The 24,679-nt window shown below is 48.9% G+C and carries 27 protein-coding genes; 13 read left to right on the forward strand and 14 right to left on the reverse strand.

Translation table 11 applies throughout. The features are described 5' to 3' along the window. Window positions 1-82: 82 nt before the first annotated feature. Window positions 83-397, forward strand: a complete 315-nt coding sequence (gene fliE / locus AC3ISQ_RS09145; protein ID WP_489352508.1) for a flagellar hook-basal body complex protein FliE — start codon at window positions 83-85, stop codon at window positions 395-397. A gap of 221 nt (window positions 398-618) precedes the next feature. Here the strand turns inward: fliE and AC3ISQ_RS09150 are convergent, their stop codons facing one another. The 6 genes from AC3ISQ_RS09150 to AC3ISQ_RS09175 form a co-directional block, all read right to left on the reverse strand. After that, on the reverse strand, window positions 619-879 hold the full coding sequence (locus AC3ISQ_RS09150; RefSeq protein WP_489352510.1) for a helix-turn-helix domain-containing protein: 261 nt from the start codon (window positions 877-879) through the stop codon (window positions 619-621). A gap of 48 nt (window positions 880-927) precedes the next feature. Further along, on the reverse strand, window positions 928-1,218 hold the full coding sequence (locus AC3ISQ_RS09155) for an addiction module antidote protein (RefSeq protein WP_489352512.1): 291 nt from the start codon (window positions 1,216-1,218) through the stop codon (window positions 928-930). 9 nt (window positions 1,219-1,227) lie between these two features. After that, the gene (locus tag AC3ISQ_RS09160) at window positions 1,228-1,518 is read right to left on the reverse strand and encodes a type II toxin-antitoxin system RelE/ParE family toxin (protein ID WP_489352514.1); all 291 of its coding nucleotides are present in this window, start codon (window positions 1,516-1,518) and stop codon (window positions 1,228-1,230) included. 281 nt (window positions 1,519-1,799) lie between these two features. Then, a complete protein-coding gene (locus AC3ISQ_RS09165) occupies window positions 1,800-2,729 on the reverse strand; it encodes an acyltransferase family protein (RefSeq protein WP_489352516.1) in 930 nt (309 codons plus the stop codon). Window positions 2,730-2,810: 81 nt separating this feature from the next. Continuing rightward, window positions 2,811-3,071, reverse strand: coding sequence for an XRE family transcriptional regulator (locus AC3ISQ_RS09170; protein ID WP_489352518.1), 261 nt, complete (start codon window positions 3,069-3,071; stop codon window positions 2,811-2,813). Window positions 3,072-3,107: 36 nt separating this feature from the next. Beyond that, window positions 3,108-3,284 (reverse strand): hypothetical protein, encoded by a 177-nt coding sequence (locus AC3ISQ_RS09175; protein ID WP_489352519.1) that lies wholly within the window; start codon window positions 3,282-3,284, stop codon window positions 3,108-3,110. Between the two features lie 393 nt (window positions 3,285-3,677). On the opposite strand from AC3ISQ_RS09175, the gene cueP reads away from it, so the two are divergent. Then, entirely contained in the window at window positions 3,678-4,217 is a 540-nt protein-coding gene (gene cueP, locus AC3ISQ_RS09180) for a copper-binding periplasmic metallochaperone CueP (protein WP_489352521.1), read from the forward strand. Window positions 4,218-4,300: 83 nt separating this feature from the next. Here the strand turns inward: cueP and AC3ISQ_RS09185 are convergent, their stop codons facing one another. From AC3ISQ_RS09185 to fliD, 4 genes are all read right to left on the reverse strand, one after another. Further along, window positions 4,301-5,182, reverse strand: a complete 882-nt coding sequence (locus tag AC3ISQ_RS09185) for a helix-turn-helix transcriptional regulator (RefSeq protein WP_489352523.1) — start codon at window positions 5,180-5,182, stop codon at window positions 4,301-4,303. Between the two features lie 239 nt (window positions 5,183-5,421). Then, window positions 5,422-5,790 carry a flagella biosynthesis regulatory protein FliT gene (gene fliT / locus AC3ISQ_RS09190; RefSeq protein WP_489352525.1) on the reverse strand — a complete coding sequence of 123 codons (369 nt, stop codon included), beginning with the start codon at window positions 5,788-5,790 and terminating at the stop codon, window positions 5,422-5,424. After that, window positions 5,790-6,200 carry a flagellar export chaperone FliS gene (gene fliS, locus AC3ISQ_RS09195; protein ID WP_489352527.1) on the reverse strand — a complete coding sequence of 137 codons (411 nt, stop codon included), beginning with the start codon at window positions 6,198-6,200 and terminating at the stop codon, window positions 5,790-5,792. The genes fliT and fliS overlap by 1 nt, the downstream gene beginning before the upstream one ends. A 66-nt stretch (window positions 6,201-6,266) precedes the next feature. Beyond that, on the reverse strand, window positions 6,267-7,682 hold the full coding sequence (gene fliD, locus AC3ISQ_RS09200; RefSeq protein WP_489352529.1) for a flagellar filament capping protein FliD: 1,416 nt from the start codon (window positions 7,680-7,682) through the stop codon (window positions 6,267-6,269). Window positions 7,683-7,943: 261 nt separating this feature from the next. Here fliD and AC3ISQ_RS09205 point away from each other — a divergent pair, with 261 nt between their 5' ends. From AC3ISQ_RS09205 to tcyN, 7 genes are all read left to right on the forward strand, one after another. After that, the gene (locus AC3ISQ_RS09205) at window positions 7,944-9,185 is read left to right on the forward strand and encodes a FliC/FljB family flagellin (RefSeq protein ID WP_489352531.1); all 1,242 of its coding nucleotides are present in this window, start codon (window positions 7,944-7,946) and stop codon (window positions 9,183-9,185) included. Window positions 9,186-9,354: 169 nt separating this feature from the next. Beyond that, on the forward strand, window positions 9,355-10,077 hold the full coding sequence (locus AC3ISQ_RS09210; RefSeq protein ID WP_489352533.1) for an RNA polymerase sigma factor FliA: 723 nt from the start codon (window positions 9,355-9,357) through the stop codon (window positions 10,075-10,077). 43 nt (window positions 10,078-10,120) lie between these two features. Then, on the forward strand, window positions 10,121-10,630 hold the full coding sequence (fliZ, locus tag AC3ISQ_RS09215) for a flagella biosynthesis regulatory protein FliZ (protein WP_489352535.1): 510 nt from the start codon (window positions 10,121-10,123) through the stop codon (window positions 10,628-10,630). Between the two features lie 119 nt (window positions 10,631-10,749). Continuing rightward, entirely contained in the window at window positions 10,750-11,736 is a 987-nt protein-coding gene (locus AC3ISQ_RS09220; RefSeq protein WP_489352537.1) for a D-cysteine desulfhydrase, read from the forward strand. Window positions 11,737-11,852: 116 nt separating this feature from the next. Next, complete coding sequence (gene tcyJ / locus AC3ISQ_RS09225) at window positions 11,853-12,653, forward strand: cystine ABC transporter substrate-binding protein (protein WP_489352538.1); 801 nt, start codon at window positions 11,853-11,855, stop codon at window positions 12,651-12,653. Next, on the forward strand, window positions 12,653-13,315 hold the full coding sequence (gene tcyL, locus AC3ISQ_RS09230; RefSeq protein ID WP_489352540.1) for a cystine ABC transporter permease: 663 nt from the start codon (window positions 12,653-12,655) through the stop codon (window positions 13,313-13,315). The genes tcyJ and tcyL overlap by 1 nt, the downstream gene beginning before the upstream one ends. Window positions 13,316-13,318: 3 nt before the next feature. Further along, entirely contained in the window at window positions 13,319-14,071 is a 753-nt protein-coding gene (tcyN, locus tag AC3ISQ_RS09235) for an L-cystine ABC transporter ATP-binding protein TcyN (protein WP_489352541.1), read from the forward strand. Here the strand turns inward: tcyN and AC3ISQ_RS09240 are convergent, their stop codons facing one another. The 3 genes from AC3ISQ_RS09240 to putA all read right to left on the reverse strand — a co-directional run bounded on the left by AC3ISQ_RS09240 (window position 14,072) and on the right by putA (window position 18,814). Then, window positions 14,072-14,482 (reverse strand): type II toxin-antitoxin system HicB family antitoxin, encoded by a 411-nt coding sequence (locus AC3ISQ_RS09240; RefSeq protein WP_489352543.1) that lies wholly within the window; start codon window positions 14,480-14,482, stop codon window positions 14,072-14,074. Between the two features lie 11 nt (window positions 14,483-14,493). Continuing rightward, on the reverse strand, window positions 14,494-14,688 hold the full coding sequence (locus AC3ISQ_RS09245; protein ID WP_489353200.1) for a type II toxin-antitoxin system HicA family toxin: 195 nt from the start codon (window positions 14,686-14,688) through the stop codon (window positions 14,494-14,496). Between the two features lie 157 nt (window positions 14,689-14,845). Next, window positions 14,846-18,814 carry a trifunctional transcriptional regulator/proline dehydrogenase/L-glutamate gamma-semialdehyde dehydrogenase gene (gene putA / locus AC3ISQ_RS09250; RefSeq protein ID WP_489352545.1) on the reverse strand — a complete coding sequence of 1,323 codons (3,969 nt, stop codon included), beginning with the start codon at window positions 18,812-18,814 and terminating at the stop codon, window positions 14,846-14,848. Between the two features lie 465 nt (window positions 18,815-19,279). Between putA and putP the strand changes: the two genes are divergently transcribed. From putP to AC3ISQ_RS09270, 4 genes are all read left to right on the forward strand, one after another. After that, window positions 19,280-20,764 (forward strand): sodium/proline symporter PutP, encoded by a 1,485-nt coding sequence (gene putP, locus AC3ISQ_RS09255; RefSeq protein WP_489352546.1) that lies wholly within the window; start codon window positions 19,280-19,282, stop codon window positions 20,762-20,764. A gap of 255 nt (window positions 20,765-21,019) precedes the next feature. After that, window positions 21,020-22,222: an IS256 family transposase gene (locus AC3ISQ_RS09260; protein ID WP_489347145.1), complete on the forward strand. Its 1,203-nt coding sequence runs from the start codon at window positions 21,020-21,022 to the stop codon at window positions 22,220-22,222. A 279-nt stretch (window positions 22,223-22,501) separates the two neighbouring features. After that, window positions 22,502-22,885, forward strand: coding sequence for a hypothetical protein (locus AC3ISQ_RS09265; RefSeq protein WP_489352548.1), 384 nt, complete (start codon window positions 22,502-22,504; stop codon window positions 22,883-22,885). A 116-nt stretch (window positions 22,886-23,001) separates the two neighbouring features. Beyond that, entirely contained in the window at window positions 23,002-23,484 is a 483-nt protein-coding gene (locus AC3ISQ_RS09270) for an NUDIX hydrolase (protein ID WP_489352550.1), read from the forward strand. Between the two features lie 156 nt (window positions 23,485-23,640). Here AC3ISQ_RS09270 and AC3ISQ_RS09275 read toward each other — a convergent pair whose 3' ends face one another. Then, the gene (locus AC3ISQ_RS09275) at window positions 23,641-24,660 is read right to left on the reverse strand and encodes a LacI family DNA-binding transcriptional regulator (protein WP_489352552.1); all 1,020 of its coding nucleotides are present in this window, start codon (window positions 24,658-24,660) and stop codon (window positions 23,641-23,643) included. Window positions 24,661-24,679 lie beyond the last annotated feature (19 nt).

The following is a 24,679-nucleotide window of genomic DNA, read 5'->3' on the forward strand; positions in this document are numbered from 1 at the left end:
GCTTTAGCGCGAAAATCCTATGATAGGGTGTGCAGCATCGGAAAAGTGTCCGGTGGCAAACCGCACAATATTGAGGTCAGTAATGGCAATTCAGGGGATTGAAGGTGTTCTGCAACAGCTTCAGGCAACGGCAGTTCAAGCGGGAAATATAACCAATAATACGCCAGCTCAAGGGGCTAGCTTCGCCAGTGAACTAAAAGCCGCTATCAATAAAATTAGCGATACCCAACAAACTGCTCGCGCTCAAGCGCAGGATTTTGCTTTAGGCGCACCGGGTATTAGCCTGAATGATGTGATGGTGGATCTGCAAAAATCATCGGTTTCATTGCAATTAGGCGTGCAAATCCGAAATAAACTGGTGGCCGCGTATCAAGACGTGATGAATATGCCGGTGTAGGTTGATAACCTATTGTATAAATAAAGATAATTGGTTCAGATTGCTTTTTATTGGGGTATGGATGGGGCAAACGATGATAATTTTTGATTCAGAATGGCTCTTTGAGCATCAGGGTTGTCGGCTATCCATTATCCCGTAAACTTGATAAACCATCTGGGCGTTGGCATGCCCCATTTATGCTGCCATTCCCCTCAAGTAATGTATTGATATTATTTTACCCATCAAATCCCAGCTCCGATCTCACGCATTTTATCGATCACTTTCTGCAACTCATCATCGGAAAGCGCTAGTTGGGCGGCTATGAAGAATAGAATATGCGGAGACATTGCGCGAGGCTCTGCGCCGCCCGTATATTTGCGCCACTGGCTGTTACTTGCGACACCCGCAAGTTTTGCCATTTGAGTACCCGTATAACCCAGCTTTTCTTTCAGAGCTAACAGGTCGTCAACGTGCGGGGCCTCATAATTTTCTATTAATCGCATTGTTTACCCATTAAAAAGCCCTTTCACGGGGATTCTTGTCAGATTGCTTTAAGCGGCAGTGGTGTGCAGGCGCAACCCTAAGGCGTTTACTACCTTGAGAATAGTGCCAAAACTAGGATTGCCTTCGCCTGACAGTGCTTTATATAGGCTTTCACGTCCGATGCCCGTATCTTTGGAAAGTTGCGTCATCCCACGGGCACGAGCTATGTTACCTAATGCTTTGGCAATGAAAGTCGCATCATCACCAGCCTCTGCCATGCAGGCTTCTAGGTAAGCAACAATATCGTCATCGGTTTTAAGGTGTTCGGTGCTATCCCATTTACGCAATTTTAGAGTCATGTCGATCCCCTACAGTTGTCGCGCGAGTTCAAGCGCGATTTTGATATCTTTTGATTGGGTGGATTTATCACCACCGGCCAGTAAAATCACAATCTCCATACCTTGCTGCGTGAAATAAACTCGGTAACCGGGTCCATAGTGAATGCGCATTTCTGAAATACCTTCACCTACGGGCTCACAGTCGCCGAAGTTGCCACTTTCTGTCCGGTCAATGCGAGCCTGAATGCGTTTCTGCGCTTGCTTGTCACGCAACTTGGTAAACCAGTTATCGAATTCTTCGGTGGTATAGATGTTTTTCATAGGGTTATTGTATAAAATAGGATACACCCTTGGCAAGGGAAATCCCTTGAAAGCCTCCCACGTGGTAGCAGGGGACTTTGTTTTCACGCGACATGACCAACCAGCCACGCTGACGCAAGAGTTATAATGCCCTATCTACGGTGGTCAACGTTATTGTTCAATAAATGCTACTTGGCCGGAAACCCCAGTTTTGAAGGCTTAAAGGAGTGTAAAGAACTCACCCTGGAATTTAATTCAGGGTGAGTTTCTTGTTCTATTTTGGAAAAAAACCAATGCAAACCCTATGCTTTAACACCTTTCATTTTTATTGCATTTGAGTATCCTAGTACTTTTGCTGCGGCCTTTTTTAAAACTACGGCCAATGAGAATGTCACTAAGAAGAACATGGCACAATCTACAATCCAGACATCGGAGAAGTGGTATCTTAAATTAACACCCTCTATCAAGTAGACTTCATAAGATATTGTACCTATGAACGTTAAATATACCGATTGGAAATTGTATGCTGATATAAGGAATACAGCACCAAGGCCAAATGCGATGCAACTTAATGAGAATTTGTAATCTGCATAGGAAGCCCATTGTGATTTCTGAATAAAGAAACAGGCAGTAATGAGGAATGCACCAGATAATTTCCTTGCTCCTTTGGGTATTTCAATTAAAGAAAGTAAAATACCCAATGGAAAACTAAAGGCATGTAGTGTGGTTTGAAATCTTAAGTTCTCATGCCCAACGAATGGATTGAGATAAATGAATGTGCTGGCTAATGCAAAGAGAACAATGCAGATAACTTTCGGTGATTTAATCATCCTTGCAGCCAAGTAAAATAAAACATACCAAATCGCAATGAAATATATATACCACATGGTGCCATCAATATTCATGTCGAGATTGGTAAATGTGAAAGTTTTAATTAAATCTAAAAAGCTATTATTTTTTGTGCCATTGATTAAAAACGTGACTGTAGTCATTATATAAAATGGGACTAATACAGTCAGGAATCTTTTCTTGAAGAAGTTATGAAGGCCATTCACTTCTAATGATTTCATTAGTCCATAACCCGATAAGATTAGAAAGATAGTGACTCCAAAGGAAGCTGTCCATCTCAGCTCATTCGGGAGCGGTGTTTTATTTACTGTTATAAGATGACCTATCATCACTATGATGATTGCTAATGCTTTAAGCTGTAATGTATTATCTCTACTAATCATGTAGTAATCCCGAAATTAAAGTAGAATGCAGCGGAGAAGCTAAACCACGCAGGATCTGAATAGATTCTATCTTTTCTTTCATCAAACCCCAGCTCCGATCTCACGCATCTTATCGATCACTTTCTGTAACTCATCGTCGGATAGCGCTAGTTGTGCAGCCATGAAGAATAGAATGTGTGGAGACATTGCGCGAGGCTCTGCGCCACCTGTGTATTTTCTCCACTGGCTGTTACCTGCAACACCTGCTAGATCGGCCATTTGATTGCCGGTGTATTCAAGTTGTTCTTTAAGTCGCACCAAATCGTCAGTGGATGGTGGGGTGTAGTCGTTGATTAGTCGCATAGACACCTTACTAAAAAGCCCCTTGTGGGGCTTCTGTTATATGAATCTGATGATGATTGCTGTTACCGTGGCTATAGCACCGATCAAGCCAGCTGCGACAGCGACGGGATGCCGCATTGTTTCCCTGTTAATCTTCGCTGTATCAGCCATTAGCTTGGCGATTTCAGCGTGAATCTTTTCAAACTCTGCTGTGGTCATGTCGTTAATGCTCATTATTCATCCCTTTGGGGTTGTCGGGCTGCGGCTTTCCGCTACCTCATGTGATAAATTATAGCCCCCTTGGTGCTACCCATCAATAGACGGATTGTAAACTTTTGCTTATGAGCATGTGTGGGGCAAAAAATTTGCACAAACGGTCGTTACCAGTCTTGCTAGCTTGCGCTAACACTTTGCTTTAGGGCGCGTTATTGCCTACTGTTACGCGTTCTTTAAAACGACTTTGTTACGTGATGAATATGCCGGTGTAAATGGTTAAATTATTTGATAAATAATGGAATTACCCTCACGCCAAACATGTAAAGAATCGTATATCTTTTTGACCCTCCCCTTACCGGAAGGTTTAGAGTCACGGAAGACCTCACACTCTCTTTTGGAAAGGAATCATTGATGAAACGTAATATGATCTTTGCGTTACTGGCACTGAGTATTAGCGGCACGGCACTCGCGCAATCAGATGCAGATTTTCTCGCAGCACATGGTCTAACGGGCAAAACTACCGAGCAAATGGTGGACGCTATCGACGGTTCCACCCAAGCACGCCCGCTACCTTATAATGCAGGCATTACCAGCACTGAATTGAAATTATCTGACGGAACGCAGCAGTTCAGCTATCCGCTTGGCGATAAGTTTTATCTCTCTTTCTCCCCTTATCTGACACAAACCCATCCTTGTTTTAACCACAGCCTTTCTGGTTGCCGGGGCGAACTTGCGAATACGCCTTTTGATGTGAAGGTGACGGACAAAAACGGCAAGGTGGTGATGCAGAAAAGTATGACCAGTTACGCTAACGGTTTTGTCGGTGTCTGGTTGCCGCGTAATATCGAGGGCACCATTGAAGTCAGTTATCAGGGGAAGACGGCCAGCGCACCGATTGCGACGTATGAAAGTAGCCAGACTTGTTTGACTACGCTGCAATTGAAAAGCTAACGCTGTAAAACTTAACATCGGTAGTCCCCAGCACGATAAACCGCCATCTGTTGTGGCCACACATGTGGCCTGGCGTAATGACGTTATTCATTATTAGCCGGAACTGAATACTCGGTATTGTGTGAAGAGTCGGGGGGTGAAACCCCCGATTCCTTCACCCGCTGATGTCCGCGTATTGCCGTTGGTGCGAAACCGAAGCGTTTACGAAAACGTTCAGCAAAACGGGAGGAGCTCTCATAGCCGGTGTGTTGAGCAATTGCCGATATTGGCCAGTCGGTAGATTGTAATAGCACCAATGCGCTGCTCATGCGAACGTCAATCATCAGATTACGCAAGGCGCTATTCTCTGCTGAAAGTTTACGGCGTAATACCACCTCGCTCATCCCCAAACTTTCGGCCACTTTAGCGGCGCTCCAAATACTGTATGGATCGGTCGCCAGACAACGGCGCACTCGCTGCGTCAGATCTTTAACCTCGTTATGCACCAACTTGATGCCAAATTGGGTCAGCCAAAGTAGGATCTCCAGCATTTTGTGGCGAACGATAACCGGTGGAAAACTGTTATTGAGCGTTAATGCCAAATGAGTGGTTTCGAAACTGTGTAATAAAGCGACAGGTAAGTGGTGTAATGCCGAGATACCATCGAATGCCGTCGGTTGTGGCGCGTCTTTTCCTAACGTTGGGGAGGCCAGTAATTGAGGATCGCACACCAGCAGTTGGCTACTAAAAACTCCTTCACTAGAAAGTCTATTCACAATATCAACGGTTTGCCCACCATTGATGATTAAAAGTTCACCTGCATTGGCCACCACTTCATGTTGTTGCCAACGTATGCTTTTGCTCCCTTGCTGTATCAGATACAGATGAGGTTGTTCAAAATAGACTGAAGGAAATAATAATTCAGTGTGCTGTATGATGTGTGCTGAGAAACCAATCCCAGGACAAAGATTAATTGTGCGTTCCATTGATATTCATTTCGCCGCTATTTTTTGTGAATATCTTTACGCTTTGAAGCCAATTGGGGCAACATTTTTCCATAGGTTGTGGAGCACAACGTTGTTTTTTAACGATCAAGCATCAATTTCCTGCTGAACAGAAAACGTCCGTGTTGGCGTGATTATTCTCCATTAAGAAGGGAGTAAAGCCCGAAAGTTGCATTTTCATTAATGACTCACAAGCTGAATAATTCGAATGCTAACCAGATTTACCTGATCTGCGGCTCGCCTAATAACAGAGCGCGATCGTGGAATTGGCCGTAGGTACTATTAACTGCACTTTGGCGCGTTGACTGGCCAATCAAATCCTTCAGCTCATCCATACGTAATTGAAGAAGACGCTTCAATTCACGCTCATTGTTGAGGATCTGTTGGAGTTTATTGCGTAACAGCTCTTGCAAAGCGATGGAGGTATTCTCGGTTATCGCATAATTGGCGGTTTTTTCTACCGCCGTTACATAGGCTAATTCCAAGCTGACCAGCTCTTCCCATTTCCCTGCCTGTGCTAACGCGAGCATTTGGTTACTCAGGTTATAAATTTGCTGGTAAGTGGATAACAGTTGCTGTTGGCGTTCCATTAAATGGCGTCCTGAGTGGGTTGATAGTGAGGTCCAATCTGGCGCCAAGCATCAGCAATATTGTCGAGTAACTTAATGACTTCTTCGATTGCTGATTCGTCGTTATGCAGATTGGCCTGCATCAATCGTCGTTTCATATAGTCATAGAGTGCGGCGAGATGATCGGCGATTTCACCACCCTGAGTATGATCCAAGCCGTTTTTCAAGCCATTATCAATAATGTTGATGGCCTTAGAGATAGCAAGCCCTTTACCGGCGGTATCGCCTTGGTTCATCAGGATACGTGCACGCGCCAAGGCACTTAAGGCACCGTCAAACAGCATGACGATCAACTGATGCGGGCTTGCACTCATGACGCCACTTTCCAAACTGACTTGGGCGTAAGCTTGAGTGCCACTGCGGTTATACATATTATTCTACCTGGTTAGCGGAGCCTGCAACTTATTTTGGGTAAACAAGATGCAGGCTCCAAAAGGTTATTTGGCGGCAAATTGCTGCGCCAAGTAATTACTGGTGCCATTCAGTTTTGACATCATGGTGTCTAGCTGAACGAACTGTTGTTTGTAACGTTCAATGGTTTCCTGAATGCTTTCTGTTACTCGGGTGATTTGAGTATTCAAACGATCAAGGTTGGTATTAATGCTTTTGGTCGAGTTTTCGATTACACCGCCGGCTTTAATATAGTTTTGGATTTCGTTATGAATGCTGGTCGCCATACCCGTATCTTTGCCATCACCGGCAAAGAACTTCGCCACCTGTTCGGGTTTTTCATCAAACGCTTTTTTCAGTTTGTCGCTGTCGATTTCTAATTTTCCGGTCTTGGTATTGGTGGTAATGCCCAAGTTACCCAAACCTTTCAAATCGGGGTTATCCTGCGAGGTACTCAATGCATTTTTAATCGAGGTTTGAATACCTCGCAGGGTATTATCACCGAGCAGGGCACCGTTTTTCGCTGATTGTTGTTCGCCACTTTTGACTGGCGTGTATTTGGTCAGCGAGTTAAAGGTATCCAGCAGCGAGTTATAAGTATCAACCCACTCTTTGATTTTATCGGTAGCGCCGCTGTTGTCGGTGCTAATCACTAAGTTTTGTGGTTCACCGGTTTTGGTTTTGCTTTTTAGAGAGATGGTGACGCCTTGCAAAGCATCGCTAATCGAGTTGGTGCTGCGTTTGATGGCGGTGCCGTTAACGATGACTTCGGCATCTTTCGCCGCCACCGTTTCCTTCATTTTATTGCTTGGATCGTTCGTCGGCTTACTGGAATCGTAATTCAAGATATCGCCTAACGCGGCATCATTATTAACCTGAATAGAAACCTTATTATTTTCACCGGTGGTGGTGGAACTGATCGCCAATTTATATTCGTTATCGCCCACACGCATGATGCTGGCGTTGACACCCGCTTTAGCCCCGTTGATCGCATCGCGCATTTCGACCAGAGAGGTTTGATCGTCGCTCAGAGGAATATTAACCGTCTTCGGCGGATTGCCTTGGGTAATGTTGATTGAGCGATCGCTAGCGCCCGCAGTGCCCAGCTTGGTGGTTTGGTCGTTAATAGTGCCGTTAGTGAGCAATGTTTGGGATTGAGCCAACTGTTTCACTTCAACCACATAGTTACCAGGAACCGCTTTGGCGTTAGTGGTGATGCCGAAAGCATCGTGCTTGCTGGCAACTGTGCTGTTAAAGAAATCCGGCTTAGCCAGCTCTTTGCTCAGGTTGTCGAATTTTTCCAGTGCGCCTTTCAACGTGCCATAGGCAGTAATTTTTGCGTTATAACTGCTTTGCTGCGTGGTGTAGGGAGTCAGACGTTGCTGCTCCGCTTTGGTCAATTTATCTAGCAGACCATTGAGATCAAGACCTGAGCCGATACCCAGTGAACTAATTGATGCCATCAGTGAATCCCCATTTTATTTGCTTTACGCGTTATCGGCTTGTTGGTGGAAAAGTTTATGGCAAAAAGAAAAAAGTGATTCGGAAGTAGAAGAAGAAAAAACGGCGTTATTTGTGCCATTGCTTTGAGAAGAAAAAAATAAAAAATTTTTCTAAAGGTTGGGAAGGGTGCGCCGATACCTGTGGAGACGGTGATTGAAGCCGTGGGCAAATAAGCCCGAACCCTTTTAATTGTGAATGCAGATTCGTAAGGAAAGCATACTATGGCACAAGTCATTAATACCAACAGCCTGTCACTGATGGCACAAAACAACCTGAACAAATCTCAGGCTTCTTTGGGTACTGCAATTGAGCGTCTGTCTTCTGGTCTGCGTATTAACAGCGCGAAGGACGATGCTGCGGGTCAGGCAATCTCCAACCGTTTCACTGCCAACATCAAAGGTCTGACTCAGGCTTCTCGTAACGCCAACGACGGTATCTCTCTGGCGCAGACCACCGAAGGTGCTCTGAACGAAGTGAACGACAACTTGCAAAACATCCGTCGTCTGACCGTTCAGTCTACAAACGGCTCTAACTCTAGCAGCGACCTGCAATCCATCCAGGACGAAATTACTCAACGTCTGGCTGAGATCAACCGTATCTCTGAACAGACTGATTTCAACGGCGTGAAAGTCCTGAGCGGCGACCAGAAACTGACTATCCAAGTGGGCGCTAACGATGGCGAAACCATCGATATCGATCTGAAAAACATCAATGCCCAAACACTGGGTCTGGATAAATTCAGCGTGGCAAATCCGTTCGATACCACTAAAGTTGGCGCTGATGTCACTACCATTACTACCGGTAAAGATCTGACTATCGATGCTAACGGTAAGCAAGCTAACGGTGCGGCACCGGCTAAATTTATCAAAGATGATGCGACTGGCGATATCTATGCGGTAGGTACCGATGGTAAGAGCTATAAAGCTGACATCAGTAAAACCGATGGTAAAGTCGCCACCATCGCTGCGGCTGAAACTGATACTACAGCAATGACCACCAAAGATGTGACATCGGTTAAACAAGAAATTACTGCTACTGGTGATACCACTGGTTTGAAATCTTACGATGGTGGTAAGTCTTACGTTATTCAAGAAGGTACTGGCGCTGCAGCTAAATACTTTAAAGCTGACGTAAATAGTACTACTGGTGTTGTGACTAAAGGTACCGAACAGTCTACCGCGCCTAAAACTGCTGACCCACTGGCCGTGCTGGACAAAGCGCTGGCTCAAGTTGATGGTCTGCGTTCTTCTCTGGGTGCGGTACAGAACCGTTTCGATTCTGTTATCAACAACCTGAACAGCACGGTTAACAACCTGTCTGCTTCTCAGTCTCGTATCCAAGATGCTGACTACGCGACCGAAGTGTCTAACATGAGCCGTGCAAACATCCTGCAACAAGCGGGTACTTCTGTACTGGCACAGGCTAACCAGTCTACTCAGAACGTTCTGACTCTGCTGCGTTAATCGACCCCCTCGATTTACCCGTCACCCAACCCTGCTTCGGCAGGGTTTTTTTACGCCGCAAAACACATAAGGCAAATAGAGGCCGTTTTGTAGGGCTGTTCTGCCGATTGGCATTGACCCCCCCCAAGGATAATAACGCTGACTCTCTTAGCCGTAGGTTTTAGACATAGTGAGCGATCTGTATACCGCCGAAGGCGTGATGGATAAAAATTCTCTCTGGCAACGCTACGTTCCGTTAGTGCGCCACGAAGCATTACGCCTGCAAGTCAGGCTACCGGCTAGCGTGGAATTGGACGATTTGTTGCAAGCCGGGGGAATAGGGCTGCTGAACGCCGTTGAGCGTTACGACGCCTTACAGGGAACCGCCTTTACCACCTATGCGGTGCAGCGCATACGCGGGGCGATGCTCGACGAATTGCGTAGTCGCGACTGGGTGCCACGCAGCGTGCGGCGTCATGCCCGTGAGGTCGCGCAGGCGATGCAACGGCTGGAACAGCAGTACGGTCGTCCGGCGAGCGAAGTGGAAGTGGCGCAAGCGATGGATATTTCGCTGAATGAGTATCGTCAAATTTTGTTGGATACCAATAACAGCCAGCTTTTTTCTTACGACGAATGGCGCGAAGAGCACGGCGAAAGCGCTGAACCGATGCTGGAAGGGCACGAAGAGGCCAACCCGTTGCATCACCTGCTAGAAGGCAACCTGCGCCAGCGCGTCATCGATGCCATTGAGGCGTTACCTGAACGCGAAAAAATGGTGCTGACGTTGTATTACCAGGAAGAGTTGAACCTGAAAGAGATAGGTGCAGTGTTGGACGTGGGGGAATCACGCGTCAGTCAACTACATAGCCAGGCAATCAAGCGTTTGCGCGCCCGTTTGGCCAACGAATCTTAGACCGAGTCTTAGCGCTTCCTCTTTACTCGAATTGGACCTTTTTATGGCAAGCATAGCGTTGAAAAAACGGCCACTTAGCCGTTATCTAAAAGATTATAAACTTTGTCAAACCCACTGCGGACAGTGTGGCAAGCAGTTGGATCGTATGGCGTTGGTCTTTCGCGGCAAGATCATCAATAAAGAAGCCATCGCCAAAATGGATCAGCCGATCGACGATCAGGTTTGGCACAATGTTCAGACTGAGTTGGCCGCTCTTTGCCGTTTTTGCAGCGAGATTTCGTGCAATAGTCAGCCGAGTTATTTCGACATTATGGCGTTCAAACAGTATCTGTTCGAACAAACCGAAATGAACCACAGCAGCATCCGTGAATATGTGGTGCGCTTGCGCCGCTTGGACGAAATGCTGGCAGCACAAAATTACTCTACTGAAAAATTTGCCAACGATATCAGTCACCAGCGTATTATCGATGATCTGCCTTCTGCGGCACATAATAACTATCGCATCGCGTTGCGTAAGTACGATCAATATCTCGCTTGGCAGCGAAGCTATTAGATTATTGCTCCCCGGCTTATCAGCCGGGGCACGTCTCCCAGCACGAATAAAGAGTGCTTATTCGGTTCACATCTGATAAATCTGTTTGTTAGATTTTTGATACCGATTTGGGAGACGTTGTGAATCTGCAACAACAATTGGCGCAATTCCCGCGTTTGGATTTAGTGGGTAACGCCACACCGCTCGAAAAACTGTCCCGCCTTTCTGATTACCTAGGCCGTGAAATTTACATCAAACGTGACGATGTCACGCCAATGGCAATGGGCGGTAACAAACTGAGAAAGCTGGAGTTTTTAGTCGCCGATGCGTTACATCAAGGCGCTGATACGCTGGTCACCGCCGGTGCCATCCAATCCAACCATGTTCGCCAAACGGCGGCGGTAGCAGCCAAACTTGGCCTGCACTGCGTGGCATTGTTGGAAAATCCGATCGATACTCAAGCTGAAAATTACCTGACTAATGGCAACCGTCTGTTGTTGGATTTATTCAATGTCGAAGTGGTGATGTGCGATGCGTTGTATGATCCACAAGCGCAACTGGCTTCTCTATCAACCCGTTTGGAGGCGCAAGGTTTCCGCCCTTATGTGGTGCCAGTGGGTGGGTCGAATGAGTTGGGTGCATTGGGTTACGTACAATGTGCGTTAGAAATCGCCGAACAAAGCCGTGATGTGGCGTTTAGCTCGATCGTCGTCGCCTCCGGTAGCGCTGGCACGCATGCGGGATTAGCGGTGGGCTTGCAGCAATTATTGCCAGATGCTGAATTGATCGGCGTGACCGTCTCACGCAAAGTGATCGACCAACTACCGAAAGTAGAACAAATCCAAAAAGCCTTGGCCTGCTCGTTAGAGATTGATGCGCTGGCACCCATCACGCTGTGGGATGACTATTTTGCTCCGCAATATGGTATGCCGAATGAAGAAGGTATGGCGGCGGTGAAACTGTTGGCGCAGCAAGAGGGCATCTTGTTAGATCCGGTTTACACCGGTAAAGCGATGGCGGGTTTGATCGACGGCATAACCCAGCAACGTTTCCGCGATGACGGCCCAATCTTGTTTATTCATACTGGCGGGGCTCCGGCGCTGTTTGCCTATCACCCTTCAGTGTGAATCTCTCTCGTTATTCCATTTTGAACTATATTTATTAGGTTATATTCCTTCAAGAACACAACGGTACTGTTAAAGTGCTGAAATCAAAAAAGATAAACATAACTCACGGGGTATATATGGTCTTTTCAAACGTTCGTCGTCAGCTGCTGTTAGGCGTTATGGCGGTGGCTCTCACCACGGGTCTGAATGTAAAAACCTACGCGGCAGATAATCTGCTTGAACAAGTTAAACATCATGGCGAGCTAAAAGTAGGCTTGGAAGGAACCTATCCACCGTTCAGTTTCCAAGATGCCGATGGCAAATTGGCAGGTTTTGAAGTCGATTTCGCTGATGCGCTGGCAAAACGTCTGGGTGTAAAAGCCGATTTGAAACCGACCAAATGGGACGGCATGTTGGCTTCGCTGGATTCTAAACGTATCGACGTGGTGATTAACCAAGTCACTATTTCCGCCGAGCGTCAGAAGAAATACGATTTCTCCAGGCCGTATACCGTTTCTGGTATTCAAGCGCTGGTGAAGAAGGGTAACGAAGCTTCTGTTACCAAGCCTGATGATTTGAAAGGTAAAAAAGTCGGTGTGGGTTTGGGGACGAACTACGAACAATGGTTGCGTGAAAACGTACAGGGCGTGGACGTGCGGACTTACGACGATGACCCAACTAAATATCAGGATCTGCGCGTAGGCCGTATTGACGTGATTCTGGTTGACCGTTTGGCAGCACTGGATCTGGTGAAGAAGACCGGTGATACCTTAGCGGTTGCTGGCCCAGCGTTCTCTCGTCAAGAGTCTGGTGTTGCAGTGCGTAAAAACAACCCAGAGCTGTTGGCTGCGATCAATACCGCGATTGCAGAGATGGAAAAAGACGGCACCTTAAGCAAAATTTCTGAGAAGTGGTTTGGCGCGGACGTAACTAAATAATGCATGAGAGTATTCAACTGGCGCTGGATTCAGCGCCATTTTTATTGAAGGGCGCAATACTGACGCTCCAGTTGAGTCTGGGCGGTATGGCGTTGGGGTTAATGTTAGGCTTCCTGTTGGCGCTGATGCGCCTTTCGCATTTCTGGCCGATAGCTTGGCTGTCGCGGATTTACGTCTCGCTGTTCCGTGGTACCCCGTTGATCGCCCAACTGTTTATGATCTACTACGGTCTACCTCAGTTTGGCATTGAGTTTGATCCGTTCCCCGCAGCACTGATAGGTCTTTCGCTCAATACCGCGGCCTATACCTCGGAAACCCTGCGGGCGGCGATCTCCTCCATCGACAAAGGGCAGTGGGAAGCGGCGGCCAGTATTGGTATGACGCCGTGGCAAACTATGCGTCGGGTGATTTTACCGCAGGCGGCACGTACCGCATTGCCACCGCTCGGTAACAGCTTTATCGGGCTGGTGAAAGATACTTCGCTAGCGGCGACCATTCAGGTGCCAGAGCTGTTCCGTCAGGCGCAGTTGATCACTTCGCGTACTTTGGAAGTGTTCACCATGTATTTGGCGGCTTCGTTGATTTATTGGATCATGGCGACTTTGCTTTCTGCCTTGCAAAACCGTCTGGAATCCCACGTCAACCGGCAGGATAAGGAATAACGCATGAGTACCATCGAAGTCAGACAACTGACCAAACAGTTTAAAGGCCAGACGGTGCTACATGGGATCGACCTTGACGTTAATCCCGGTGAAGTGGTGGCCATTATCGGCCCCAGCGGTTCCGGTAAAACCACCTTGCTGCGTAGTATCAATCTGTTGGAAGTGCCCGACTCTGGCACTATCCGCGTGGGCGATATTCTGATCGACGGCACGCAGCCGATAGGGCGACAGAAAAAACAAGTACGGGCACTGCGCCAGCAGGTCGGTTTTGTCTTCCAGAATTTCAATCTGTTTCCGCATCGTTCGGTGCTGGAAAACATCATTGAAGGGCCAGTGATTGTTAAAGGCGAAGCCAAAGCCAGTGCGGAACAACGTGCTCGTGCCTTGTTGGCAAAAGTAGGGTTGAGCGGCAAAGAACAGGCTTATCCGAAACGGCTTTCTGGTGGGCAGCAACAGCGGGTGGCGATCGCCCGTGCGTTAGCGATGCAGCCAGAAGTGCTGTTATTTGACGAACCGACTTCGGCACTGGATCCCGAACTGGTGGGCGAGGTGCTCAACACCATCCGTTCACTGGCGCAAGAGAAACGTACCATGGTGATCGTGACCCACGAAATGAGCTTCGCTCGTGACGTCGCAGACCGCGCCATCTTTATGGATCATGGGCGTATTGTCGAACAAGGACCCGCCAAAGCGTTGTTCGCGAATCCGCAACATCAGCGTACTCGCCAATTCCTCGATAAATTCCTGAATCAATAATCAGGCTTTCAATAACTCATTACGCGCCGCAGCGGCTAAAAATGCACTGCGGCTGCTGTAACCTGGGTGGCGCTGTACCAGAGAATCAATACGATTGATCAAACGATGCGGCAGAGTGACATTGATTCGCTCAGCTCGACCATCGAATTTATCCATATTGATATCAACCAGTAACCACTGCCCACCGCTGAACTCATCATCTTTTCTGGCTAAATGGTAGGAAACCGCACAGGCTGGCGGAATGGATTGGTTACTTTCAGTCAGCAATTCAAAATGGGCATCCAAGGCGCTTCGAGCATCTTCAAACGCTTCATCAATGGTATCACCAGCAAAATAGCAGCCAGGAATATCGGGGAAGAAACCACTGGCGCTGTCATCGGCATCGGAATGAACATAAGCGGGATAGAACATGACATCTCCTGTTAATGTAACAGACTGAGCAATCCAGCATCTTTCATGATTTGCCGGAGTGTTCCCTGTTTTAAATCCTTTTTGGGATGTGGCACGTTAATCACCCGCGAAATACAAGGGTGCTTAAATTGGTGATGACTACCTCTTACACGAACCAAAACCCAACCATCGTTTTCTAGTAACTTGATCAGTTCTGAACTCTTCACTTGACTACCGCTCTTAATATACACACCATACACACTTAATGGCAACAGGTTTAATACGCTACAGTGCAAATTTCCTTCAGCCAATAAAAAACCCTGAGCATTGTCAGGGTTTGCGTAGTGTTTCGCAGAAAGTATGTAATTGCTTGTAATTCAGCGATTAACCGATGGTCATCAAGCTAGCGTTCCCCCCCGCTGCGGCGGTGTTGACGCTTAGTGAACGTTCAATCAACAAACGCTCCAGCAATATATTGGTTTCGCCGTGAGCGAAGCCTTGTACTGAGACGATCGCGCCGCTGCGCCCCGCAATTTGTTCACATAGCGTGCGCAATTGATCGGCATCGCCGTGGTAGATGGCGGCGTCGAACAAGACTTTATCCTGCTGCCAATCTTTGCTGAAGGCGATGCGCGCTTGCACTGCGGGTGGTAAACGGCGGTACAGTGTGCGTTGCTGCTCGGCTTCAGGCCACAATACTTGGCTACCCACCGCCAGCACCGCCGCTAATTGCACCAATGCGTCGTTCTCGTTATCCGCCAAGCAGAGCACACGTTCACGCGGCAATAGCGCATAAGTATTGCGCTCGCCAGTTGGCCCTGGTAACGGACGCAGCGTGCCACCTTGTCCTAATTCGGCATAACGCTGTGCCACTGCAACCAGATCGCGTTGATTTTCGGCAATCGCCCATTGTTCCAACGCCTGATATGGCGCTAACAAAGTTGGCCGTAACGTGGCTTCCAACGGGCGTTCATCGTCCTGACGGCACAGAGTACGCTGTACTGCATCGTCTGGGCGGTTAGCCAACAGACGGTACAGATACAGCGGACCACCGGCTTTCGGCCCAGTCCCTGACAAACCTTCGCCACCAAACGGTTGCACACCGACTACAGCGCCGACCATATTGCGGTTAACGTACATATTGCCGACGTTCGCGCGTTCGGTAACGCGGGCGATAGTTTCATCGATACGGGTATGGATACCCAGAGTCAGACCGTAACCTGCGGCATTGATTTGATCGACCAATTTGTCCAATTCGGAACGTTGGAAGCGCACCACATGTAGCACCGGGCCAAAGATTTCTTTTTGCAATTCGTCGAAGCTTTCCAGTTCGATCAGGGTTGGTTTAACGAAGGTGCCGCGTGACCACTCTTTCTCATCCTGTGCGTTGCCTTTCGTTGCCTGATAGACCTTGCGCCCTTTGGCACGCATCGCCTGAATATGCCGTTCGATACCATTCTTGGCTTCGGCGTCGATCACCGGGCCGATGTCGGTAGACAGGCGCTCTGGGTTACCCATGCGACATTCTGCCATCGCACCGCGTAGCATTTGCAGCGTGTGCTCAGCAACATCTTCTTGAATGCACAGGATACGCAGGGCGGAACAACGCTGGCCTGCACTGTCGAAGGCCGAGGCGACCACGTCTGTCACTACCTGCTCGGTCAGTGCAGAAGAGTCTACGATCATTGCGTTCAAACCACCCGTTTCGGCGATCAGCGGCGTTGGGCGACCTTGTGGATCTAAACGTCCGGCGATGTTGCGTTGCAAAATACCTGCGACGTCGGTGGAGCCAGTGAACATCACGCCACGCACGCGGGCATCGTTAACTAACAATGAACCGACGCTTTCCCCTTTGCCCGGCAGTAACTGCAATACGCCAGCCGGAATACCGGCTTCGAGCAGGATGCGCACGGCTTGTGCGGCGATCAACGGCGTTTGTTCGGCGGGTTTAGCTAATACGCTGTTACCTGCAGCCAGAGCAGCGGCGACCTGACCGGTGAAGATTGCCAATGGGAAGTTCCACGGGCTGATACAAACCACTGGGCCAAGTGGACGATGGCTGTCGTTAGCGAAGTCATCACGAACCTGACCGGCGTAGTAATGCAGAAAATCGACTGCTTCACGAACTTCGGCAATGGCGTTGTTGAAGGTTTTACCGGCCTCACGCACCAGAATACCGAGCAGGCTTTGCAACTGGTTTTCCATCAGTTCGGCGGCGCGCTCCAGAATGGCGGCACGTTCAGACGGTGGAGTCGCGAACCAGATTGATCCCGCGGCAGCGGCGGCATCGAGCGCGCGGCTGACTTCACCCGCGGTGGCTTCACGCACGTAACCGACGGTATCACCCGGTTCGGCAGGGTTGATAACCGGTTGTGCTACGCCTTGATCTAGTTCTGCGTCGATCATCGGCTCGGCACGCCATTGCTGAGTGGCACTGGTGAGCAGGGCGCTAGACAGCGAAGCCAAACGCTGTTCGTTGGATAAATCCAGACCGCTGGAGTTAACGCGTTTCTCGCCATACAGCTCGCGTGGCAGTGGGATGCGCGGATGTGGCAAGCCGATTTGACCTTCACTCGCGGCCATCGCTTCGACGGCGCTGACCGGATCGGCCACTAACTCATCAAGCGGCAAGGTCGCATCGGCAATACGGTTAACGAATGAAGTGTTGGCACCGTTTTCCAACAGGCGGCGTACCAGATAAGCCAGCAGTGTTTCGTGCGTACCGACTGGCGCATAAATACGGCAAGGGCGGTTCAGTTTGCCATCGGCAACTTTACCCACCACTTGCTCATACAGCGGCTCACCCATACCGTGCAGGCATTGGAATTCATATTGCCCCGGATAATAGTTGTTACCCGCCAGATGGTAGATAGCGCTCAGAGTATGGGCGTTGTGAGTGGCAAACTGTGGGTAAATCAGGTTTGGCACCGCCAGCAATTTGCGGGCGCAGGCGAGGTAAGAAACGTCGGTATACACTTTGCGGGTGTAGACCGGGAAGCCCTCCAGACCATCCATCTGAGCGCGTTTGATTTCGCTATCCCAGTACGCACCTTTCACCAAGCGGATCATCAAGCGACGACGGCTGCGCTGTGCCATATCGATCACCGCATCAATGGCGAACGGGCAACGCTTTTGATAGGCCTGAATTACGAAGCCGATACCGTTCCAACCCGCCAACTGCGGTTCGAAACAAAGTTTTTCCAGCAGATCGAGAGAGATTTCCAGACGATCGGCTTCTTCGGCATCGATATTAATCCCGATGTCATACTGACGTGCTTGCAAGGTCAGCGCTAACAGACGTGGATAGAGTTCATCCATCACACGTTCGTATTGCGCACGGCTGTAGCGTGGGTGCAGGGCGGAGAGCTTGATCGAAATCCCCGGCCCTTCATAAATGCCGCGACCATTGGACGCTTTACCGATGGCGTGGATCGCTTGCTGATAAGAAACTAAATAGCGCTGAGCATCGGCTTCGGTTAGTGCCGCTTCACCCAGCATGTCGTAGGAGTAGCGGAAACCTTTGTCTTCCAGTTTACGGGCGTTCGCCAGCGCTTCGGCAATGGTTTCCCCGGTGACAAATTGTTCGCCCATCAGGCGCATCGCCATGTCCACACCTTTGCGGATCAATGGCTCGCCACCTTTACCGATAATGCGGTTCAACGAGCGGGAGAGATTGGCTTCGTTATGGGTGGAAACCAGTTTGCCGGTGAACAGTAAGCCCCAAGTGGCGGCGTTAACGAATAATGACGGGCTGCGGCCTAGATGAGAGTGCCAATTGCCGTTGCTGATTTTGTCGCGGATTAACGCATCGCGAGTCGGTTTATCAGGAATACGCAGCAAGGCTTCCGCCAAACACATCAGCGCTACGCCTTCCTGAGAGGAAAGGGAGAACTCTTGCAGCAACCCTTGCACGATGCCAGCACGGCCATTGGCGCTTTTTTGGTTACGTAGTTTTTCGGCAATGCCGTAAGCGAGCTTATGGGTGGCTTGTGCAAGATCGGTCGGTAATCGCGCCTGTTCGAGCAACATCGGCACCACTTCGGTCTCTGGGCGGCGATAGGCAGCGGTAATGGCCGCGCGGATCACGGACTGCGGCAAGATTTGCTCAGCAAATTCCAGAAACGGTTGATGGGACTCTTCGACGACTTGCGGCATAATGTCGTCCGCTTCGGGCTGGCTGGCGGTTAGTGTTGGAATTTCAGGCAGTTCCGCGCCATTTTCCAAGCGTTCGAGATAATTGAAAATGGCTTGTTTGATCAGCCAATGTGGGGTGCGATCGATACGCTGCGCCGCACTTTTGATTCGGTTGCGTGTCGCTTCGTCGAGTTTCACGCCCATTGTGGTAGTGCCCATGCCTATCCAACTCCTGTGTGTTTTAACCTGCCCAAAGGTGCGGGCGGATAGTGTGATGCCTGATGATTGCCGACAATATCTAGCATGTTGCAACTTTGTGCAACCTTGTTAAATCGGGCTAGTTCACAAACTGTGAGTTCAAGCATTTTTTAACATGGGACGGTTCGTTTGCTAGCCGGTGTTAATGCGGGGTAATAGCAATATCCTTGTGGTTACCGGGGGTAAGCGTGAGGTGCAACCTGATTTTGACTGTGTTGGTGCAACCCTGAGAGCGCTTTAATGTGACGCAGGGTAAACTTTGTGTAACTTTGTTGTTAAATTTCTTGTTGGTTAAGGAGTGAGTCAACTAGGATGACCTCGATTTAACAATACCAAGTAGAAACTATTTTTGACCGTTAGCCATCGCCACGTTCCGGCGTAAAGACATCGCATACAGTACAAATAATAAAGAAAGTGGAGAATTGAATGACAATGAGCACACCCATGCTGGTGACCTTCCTAGTGTACATTTTTGGGATGGTGTTAATCGGCTTACTCGCCTACCGGGCGACCAATAACTTTGATGATTACATCCTCGGCGGCCGCAGTTTAGGCAGCGTAGTGACTGCGCTGTCTGCCGGTGCATCGGATATGAGTGGCTGGTTGTTGATGGGCCTGCCGGGGGCGATTTTCCTTTCTGGTATCTCAGAAAGCTGGATCGCCATTGGCTTGACCATTGGCGCTTACCTGAACTGGAAGCTGGTGGCGGGGCGGCTACGTGTCCATACCGAAGCCAACAATAACGCCTTGACGCTGCCAGACTATTTCACCAGTCGTTTTGAAGACAACAGCAAACTGCTGCGTGTGATTTCCGCCATCGTGATTCTGGTGTTCTTCACCATCTACTGTGCTTCCGGCATTGTAGCGGGTGCGCGTTTGTTCGAAAGTACCTTCGGCATGAGTTATGAAACCGCGCTGTGGGCCGGTGCTGCCGCGACTATCCTGTATACCTTTATCGGCGGGTTCTTGGCGGTAAGCTGGACGGATACCGTGCAAGCTAGCCTGATGATTTTCGCGCTGCTCCTGACGCCGGTCATCGTCATATTGGCCGTCGGCGGTATCGATACTTCAATGATGGTGATTGAAGCTAAAAACCCGGCCAATATCGATATGCTGAAAGGCCTAAACTTTGTCGCCATCTTGTCGCTGATGGGCTGGGGCTTGGGTTACTTTGGTCAGCCACACATTCTGGCGCGTTTCATGGCAGCGGATTCTCACCGTACCATCCGTAGCGCGCGTCGCATCAGTATGACGTGGATGATCCTGTGCTTAGCCGGCACCATCGCGGTGGGCTTCTTCGGTATTGCCTACTTCGCCAATAACCCGGATCAAGCCGGCAACGTATCGCAAAACGGTGAGCGCGTGTTTATTGAATTGGCGATGTTGCTGTTCAACCCGTGGATTGCAGGCATCTTGCTGTCGGCGATTCTGGCGGCGGTAATGAGTACCTTGAGTTGCCAATTGTTAGTGTGTTCCAGCGCGATTACTGAAGACTTGTATAAAGCCTTCCTGCGTAAAGGTGCCAGCCAGCGTGAGTTAGTGTGGGTAGGGCGCTTGATGGTGTTGGTGGTCGCGCTAATTGCCATTGCACTGGCGGCGAACCCGGAAAACCGCGTACTGGGCTTGGTGAGCTACGCTTGGGCAGGTTTCGGTGCGGCATTTGGCCCAGTGGTGTTGATCTCGGTGATGTGGTCACGCATGACGCGTAACGGTGCATTGGCTGGTATGTTGGTCGGCGCGGTCACAGTTATCGTTTGGAAACAGTACGCCTGGCTGGATCTGTACGAGATCATCCCTGGCTTCTTGTTTGGCAGTATCGCCATTGTGGTAGTGAGCTTGATGGGGCGTAAACCTTCAACCACCATGACCGAGCGTTTCGATCAGGCTGAAGCGGAATATAAAACCGTTTAAGTTGTTATTGTGCGTTTTAAAGACAAAAAACTGATTTGTCATAATGATGTTCAGTTAACTTGAGTCTTTTAGCGGTTTTTGCCAATTCGGTGTCATTGGAATTGCCGCAAACGTACGCAGTGATATGCAGCAATAATGAACGGCAATTGAAGGGGCAAAAAGGCGTTGCCCCTTCTGTTGTGGATCATAGAACATCAAGGGAGTGTTAGAAATTCTGTGTCATTCCAGTAAAATACCGACAAAAAGGAATGACACATGTCCCAACCCTTCGATTTCGATAAAGCCCTGAAAGCACTTCAGGATGGTCAGGCACTGACAGGTAAAGATGGCATCTTAACGCCATTAATCAAACAGTTAACCGAAGCTGCTCTGGCCGCTGAACTCGACTCTCATCTGGCTCAAGATATTGCCGTTAACCGTAAAAATGGTTCGTCTAAAAAGACACTAAAAACACCCACTGGTGCCTTTGAACTCGCCACGCCCCGCGATCGTAACGGTACTTTTGAGCCTCAACTCGTGAAGAAGCACCAGACCACGCTTTCCGATGAGATTGAGCGCAAGATCATCCGCATGTTTGCACTGGGCATGAGTTACAAGGATATCAGCCAGGAAATTGAAGACCTGTATGCTTTCAGTGTTTCCAGCGCCACGATCAGCGCCGTCACCGATAAAGTGATTCCTGAGTTGCAACAATGGCAACAACGCCCGCTGGAGACGGTTTATCCCTTCGTCTGGCTGGATGCGATTCACTATAAGATCCGCGAAGACGGGCGTTATCAAAGCAAAGCCGTGTACACTGTTCTTGCGCTGAATCTGGAAGGCAAAAAAGAGATCCTGGGTCTGTATCTGTCTGAAAACGAAGGGGCTAACTTCTGGCTGTCAGTACTGACCGATCTACAAAACCGTGGCCTGAACGACATTCTGATTGCCTGTGTGGATGGTCTGACGGGGTTCCCGGAAGCGATAAACAGTATTTACCCGGATACCGAAGTCCAGCTCTGTGTTATCCATCAGATCCGCAACTCGATTAAATATGTCGCCTCCAAGCACCATAAGGCGTTTATGGCCGATTTGAAGCCCGTTTATCGTGCCGTATCGAAAGAAGCAGCAGAAACGGCGCTGGATGAACTGGAGGCTAAGTGGGGCCAGCAATACCCGATGGTCATCCAGTCATGGCGGAGAAAATGGGAGAATTTGTCACATTACTTCCGGTATCCGGCGACGATCCGTAAAGTCATTTACACCACGAATGCCATTGAATCAGTGCACCGCCAGTTCAGAAAGCTGACGAAAACTAAAGGCGCATTCCCTAACGAAAACAGTCTGTTGAAGCTGCTTTATCTGGGGTTAATGAATGCGCAGGAAAAATGGACAATGCCGATCCAGAGCTGGAATTTGACATTGTCCCAGTTGGCGATTTATTTTGAAGGTCGCCTCGATAAAGTGATTACGTTGTAATGATCTTTTAACGTGACACAGAATTCTGAACGCTCTCAACATCAATGCCAAATTGCGCTTCGTTCCAGGATTTTTTTGTTTTATTGATGGGGTAAGCGCAGTATTTCTAAGCTATTCGCCTGTGTTATTTTGGCGTCAGGATTATTTCAGGTAAAACTCTTGTAACTGTCTATACCCTCAATGAGTAACAACTCCTCAGCTAAAAATGTTTGATGGTATAACTTACCATTACTGTACCAAGCACATTGCACTTGGCTGGCTATTGCCATAGTAACGATCATGGTTACCAAGTTTTTTCGCAGTCTCACGCGTGCTCCGGGGGGATACATTAAGAGTCTCCTGCGACGACTTTTTGTTTGCTTTCTTTTCTTAATGCCGATTGGTGGTGGGGTTGCTCTACCGACCCTGCTTTCGGCATTTATACATTCAGCTCCAAAACACAAAACCGCTACAGCTTCTGCAGCTATCAATGCCATGCGGCAGTTTGGTGGTGCAGTTGGTGTAGCACTATTGGGCTTACTTGTATCAGGTTTGAATTTTTCAGTTGATGTTGGCACTACCTTAGGATTTTCCATTGCAGCTCTTGTTATGTTGGTAGCTGCCTTCTTTGTTTATACCCGCTTCTATGAAGCCAAAGATGAAAGGATTTCAAATGAGCATTAATACCATTCTTATTGTTGATGGAACATCTACAGCAGCGAGCTAGATCCCAGTACATCCTGGAATTAAAGAATAGGATATTGAACAAATCACCAACATTCTGAATGAGATTTAATCCTATGCTTCGTGAGGGTGTTAAGCATTTCACCGCTTCGGCGATTATCCTAGATGAACATGATCGTATTCTGATGCATTTTCATAAGAAACTGCAGATGTGGCTCTATCCCGGAGGTCATATCGAGGAGAATGAGGAGCCACAGGAGGCACTGTTACGCGAGGTGTTCGAGGAAGTCGGCGTTACGCCGACTATTATATCGTGCCAGATTCAAGGACATAAGTCTTTGGACCTAGATCCTGCCAGCGTAGCTGAACTTCCAGTACCTCTCACCCTACTTTGCGAGAAAATCCCGGAAAAAACGGGTGGATGGCACTGGCACCTGGATATGATCTATCTCTGCATGCTGCCGGCTGATCTTATTAAAGTTGAGGATGAATTTAAGTGGCTGACGGTCTCTGAAATCGAAGCGTTACCGACACCGCGTGAATTCCCGTCACTGATAAGAAGGGCTATTTCGGTGAAGAAATCCTATTCAAATATTTAGCAGGCACCCTATGTCGTTTTTTTACCGCATGTTGCCATCAGTCCAGTAAGTATGGACTTGTTAGCGCCTGCGATACCCTAGGCAAAAATCACTAAAAGACGCAGGCTTAACTGAACGGCACTCCTGATTCATCAGGTTTTTTTATCAGCGCCATGGCTAACAACTCTCCCGCAAACATAGCGATGAAGCCATCGTCGGGTCTTTATCCCATACCTCGCCGTTAATTCTTGCCAACAATGCGCGGCCCGCCTCAATACCAATCTTCCGGTGCGGCACGGCGATGGTGGTGAGCGGCGGTTGGCAAACGCGGCTGACATCACTATCACCAAAGCCAACGATCGCCAGATCGTCCGGCACTTTGATCCGCCGACGTTGACATTCGTACAGCGCACCACAGGCTAATTCATCCGAGACGCAAACTAACGCATCCAACTCTGGCCAAGCGAGTAAAAACTCCGGTAATTGAGCCGCACCGGTAGAGAACGAGGGCGGTGCTGCGGCATTAATCACCCGATTCGGGGACATATGGTGGCGTAGCATCGCTTTATACCAGCCTTGCAGATGCTGCTGGAAGATCCATTGCTCCTGATTGGCGCACAGCAAACCGATATTCTGATAACCACGTTTGATCAGCATCTCCGTCAGCTCAAGCATCGCTGCCACGTTATCAATACCAATGTTGATATCCAGTGGATCGGCGCGCATGGCACCTATCTCAAGTACCGGAATATTGGCGTTTTCCAGCCAGCCACGCACGGTATCACTGTGCTCCACGCTCAACAAAATCGCCGCCGCCAGATTGGAAGCAAGTAGCGTTTCTAATAACCGTTCTTCCTGCTCCAAGCGGTGCTGCGACTCGGCTAATACAATCTGGTATCCCGCCGGTTGTAGTACTTGTTGCAACCCGGCGAACATCTCGCTACAGCCGGACTCCATCAGGCTCGGCACCACCATCGCAATGGTATAAGACGAAGCCGAAGCCAAGGCGCTGGCGGCTAAATTAGGCATGTAACCCAGCTCGGAAACTGCCGCTTCAATCTTTTCGCGTAGCTTATCGGAAACCTGTTCTGGGGTGCGGAGTGCACGCGACACCGTCATTGAACCGACGCCCGCGAGTTGAGCCACATCGGCCAGCGTTACCTTACCGGTACTACGCCGTTTTCGAGTTATGGACATGGTTATTCCTGATTTGAAT

This window comes from Serratia sp. KH_031 (genome assembly GCF_057839655.1).

Bases quoted from the DNA above. Each gene is read 5' to 3' on its own strand.
- fliE (WP_489352508.1), top strand. From the start codon at position 83: ATGGCAATTCAGGGGATTGAAGGTGTTCTGCAACAGCTTCAGGCAACG.
- AC3ISQ_RS09150 (WP_489352510.1), bottom strand. From the start codon at position 879: ATGCGATTAATAGAAAATTATGAGGCCCCGCACGTTGACGACCTGTTA.
- AC3ISQ_RS09155 (WP_489352512.1), bottom strand. From the start codon at position 1,218: ATGACTCTAAAATTGCGTAAATGGGATAGCACCGAACACCTTAAAACC.
- AC3ISQ_RS09160 (WP_489352514.1), bottom strand. From the start codon at position 1,518: ATGAAAAACATCTATACCACCGAAGAATTCGATAACTGGTTTACCAAG.
- AC3ISQ_RS09165 (WP_489352516.1), bottom strand. From the start codon at position 2,729: ATGATTAGTAGAGATAATACATTACAGCTTAAAGCATTAGCAATCATC.
- AC3ISQ_RS09170 (WP_489352518.1), bottom strand. From the start codon at position 3,071: ATGCGACTAATCAACGACTACACCCCACCATCCACTGACGATTTGGTG.
- AC3ISQ_RS09175 (WP_489352519.1), bottom strand. From the start codon at position 3,284: ATGAGCATTAACGACATGACCACAGCAGAGTTTGAAAAGATTCACGCT.
- cueP (WP_489352521.1), top strand. From the start codon at position 3,678: ATGAAACGTAATATGATCTTTGCGTTACTGGCACTGAGTATTAGCGGC.
- AC3ISQ_RS09185 (WP_489352523.1), bottom strand. From the start codon at position 5,182: ATGGAACGCACAATTAATCTTTGTCCTGGGATTGGTTTCTCAGCACAC.
- fliT (WP_489352525.1), bottom strand. From the start codon at position 5,790: ATGGAACGCCAACAGCAACTGTTATCCACTTACCAGCAAATTTATAAC.
- fliS (WP_489352527.1), bottom strand. From the start codon at position 6,200: ATGTATAACCGCAGTGGCACTCAAGCTTACGCCCAAGTCAGTTTGGAA.
- fliD (WP_489352529.1), bottom strand. From the start codon at position 7,682: ATGGCATCAATTAGTTCACTGGGTATCGGCTCAGGTCTTGATCTCAAT.
- AC3ISQ_RS09205 (WP_489352531.1), top strand. From the start codon at position 7,944: ATGGCACAAGTCATTAATACCAACAGCCTGTCACTGATGGCACAAAAC.
- fliZ (WP_489352535.1), top strand. From the start codon at position 10,121: ATGGCAAGCATAGCGTTGAAAAAACGGCCACTTAGCCGTTATCTAAAA.
- tcyJ (WP_489352538.1), top strand. From the start codon at position 11,853: ATGGTCTTTTCAAACGTTCGTCGTCAGCTGCTGTTAGGCGTTATGGCG.
- tcyL (WP_489352540.1), top strand. From the start codon at position 12,653: ATGCATGAGAGTATTCAACTGGCGCTGGATTCAGCGCCATTTTTATTG.
- tcyN (WP_489352541.1), top strand. From the start codon at position 13,319: ATGAGTACCATCGAAGTCAGACAACTGACCAAACAGTTTAAAGGCCAG.
- AC3ISQ_RS09240 (WP_489352543.1), bottom strand. From the start codon at position 14,482: ATGTTCTATCCCGCTTATGTTCATTCCGATGCCGATGACAGCGCCAGT.
- putA (WP_489352545.1), bottom strand. From the start codon at position 18,814: ATGGGCACTACCACAATGGGCGTGAAACTCGACGAAGCGACACGCAAC.
- putP (WP_489352546.1), top strand. From the start codon at position 19,280: ATGACAATGAGCACACCCATGCTGGTGACCTTCCTAGTGTACATTTTT.
- AC3ISQ_RS09260 (WP_489347145.1), top strand. From the start codon at position 21,020: ATGTCCCAACCCTTCGATTTCGATAAAGCCCTGAAAGCACTTCAGGAT.
- AC3ISQ_RS09265 (WP_489352548.1), top strand. From the start codon at position 22,502: ATGGTTACCAAGTTTTTTCGCAGTCTCACGCGTGCTCCGGGGGGATAC.
- AC3ISQ_RS09270 (WP_489352550.1), top strand. From the start codon at position 23,002: ATGCTTCGTGAGGGTGTTAAGCATTTCACCGCTTCGGCGATTATCCTA.
- AC3ISQ_RS09275 (WP_489352552.1), bottom strand. From the start codon at position 24,660: ATGTCCATAACTCGAAAACGGCGTAGTACCGGTAAGGTAACGCTGGCC.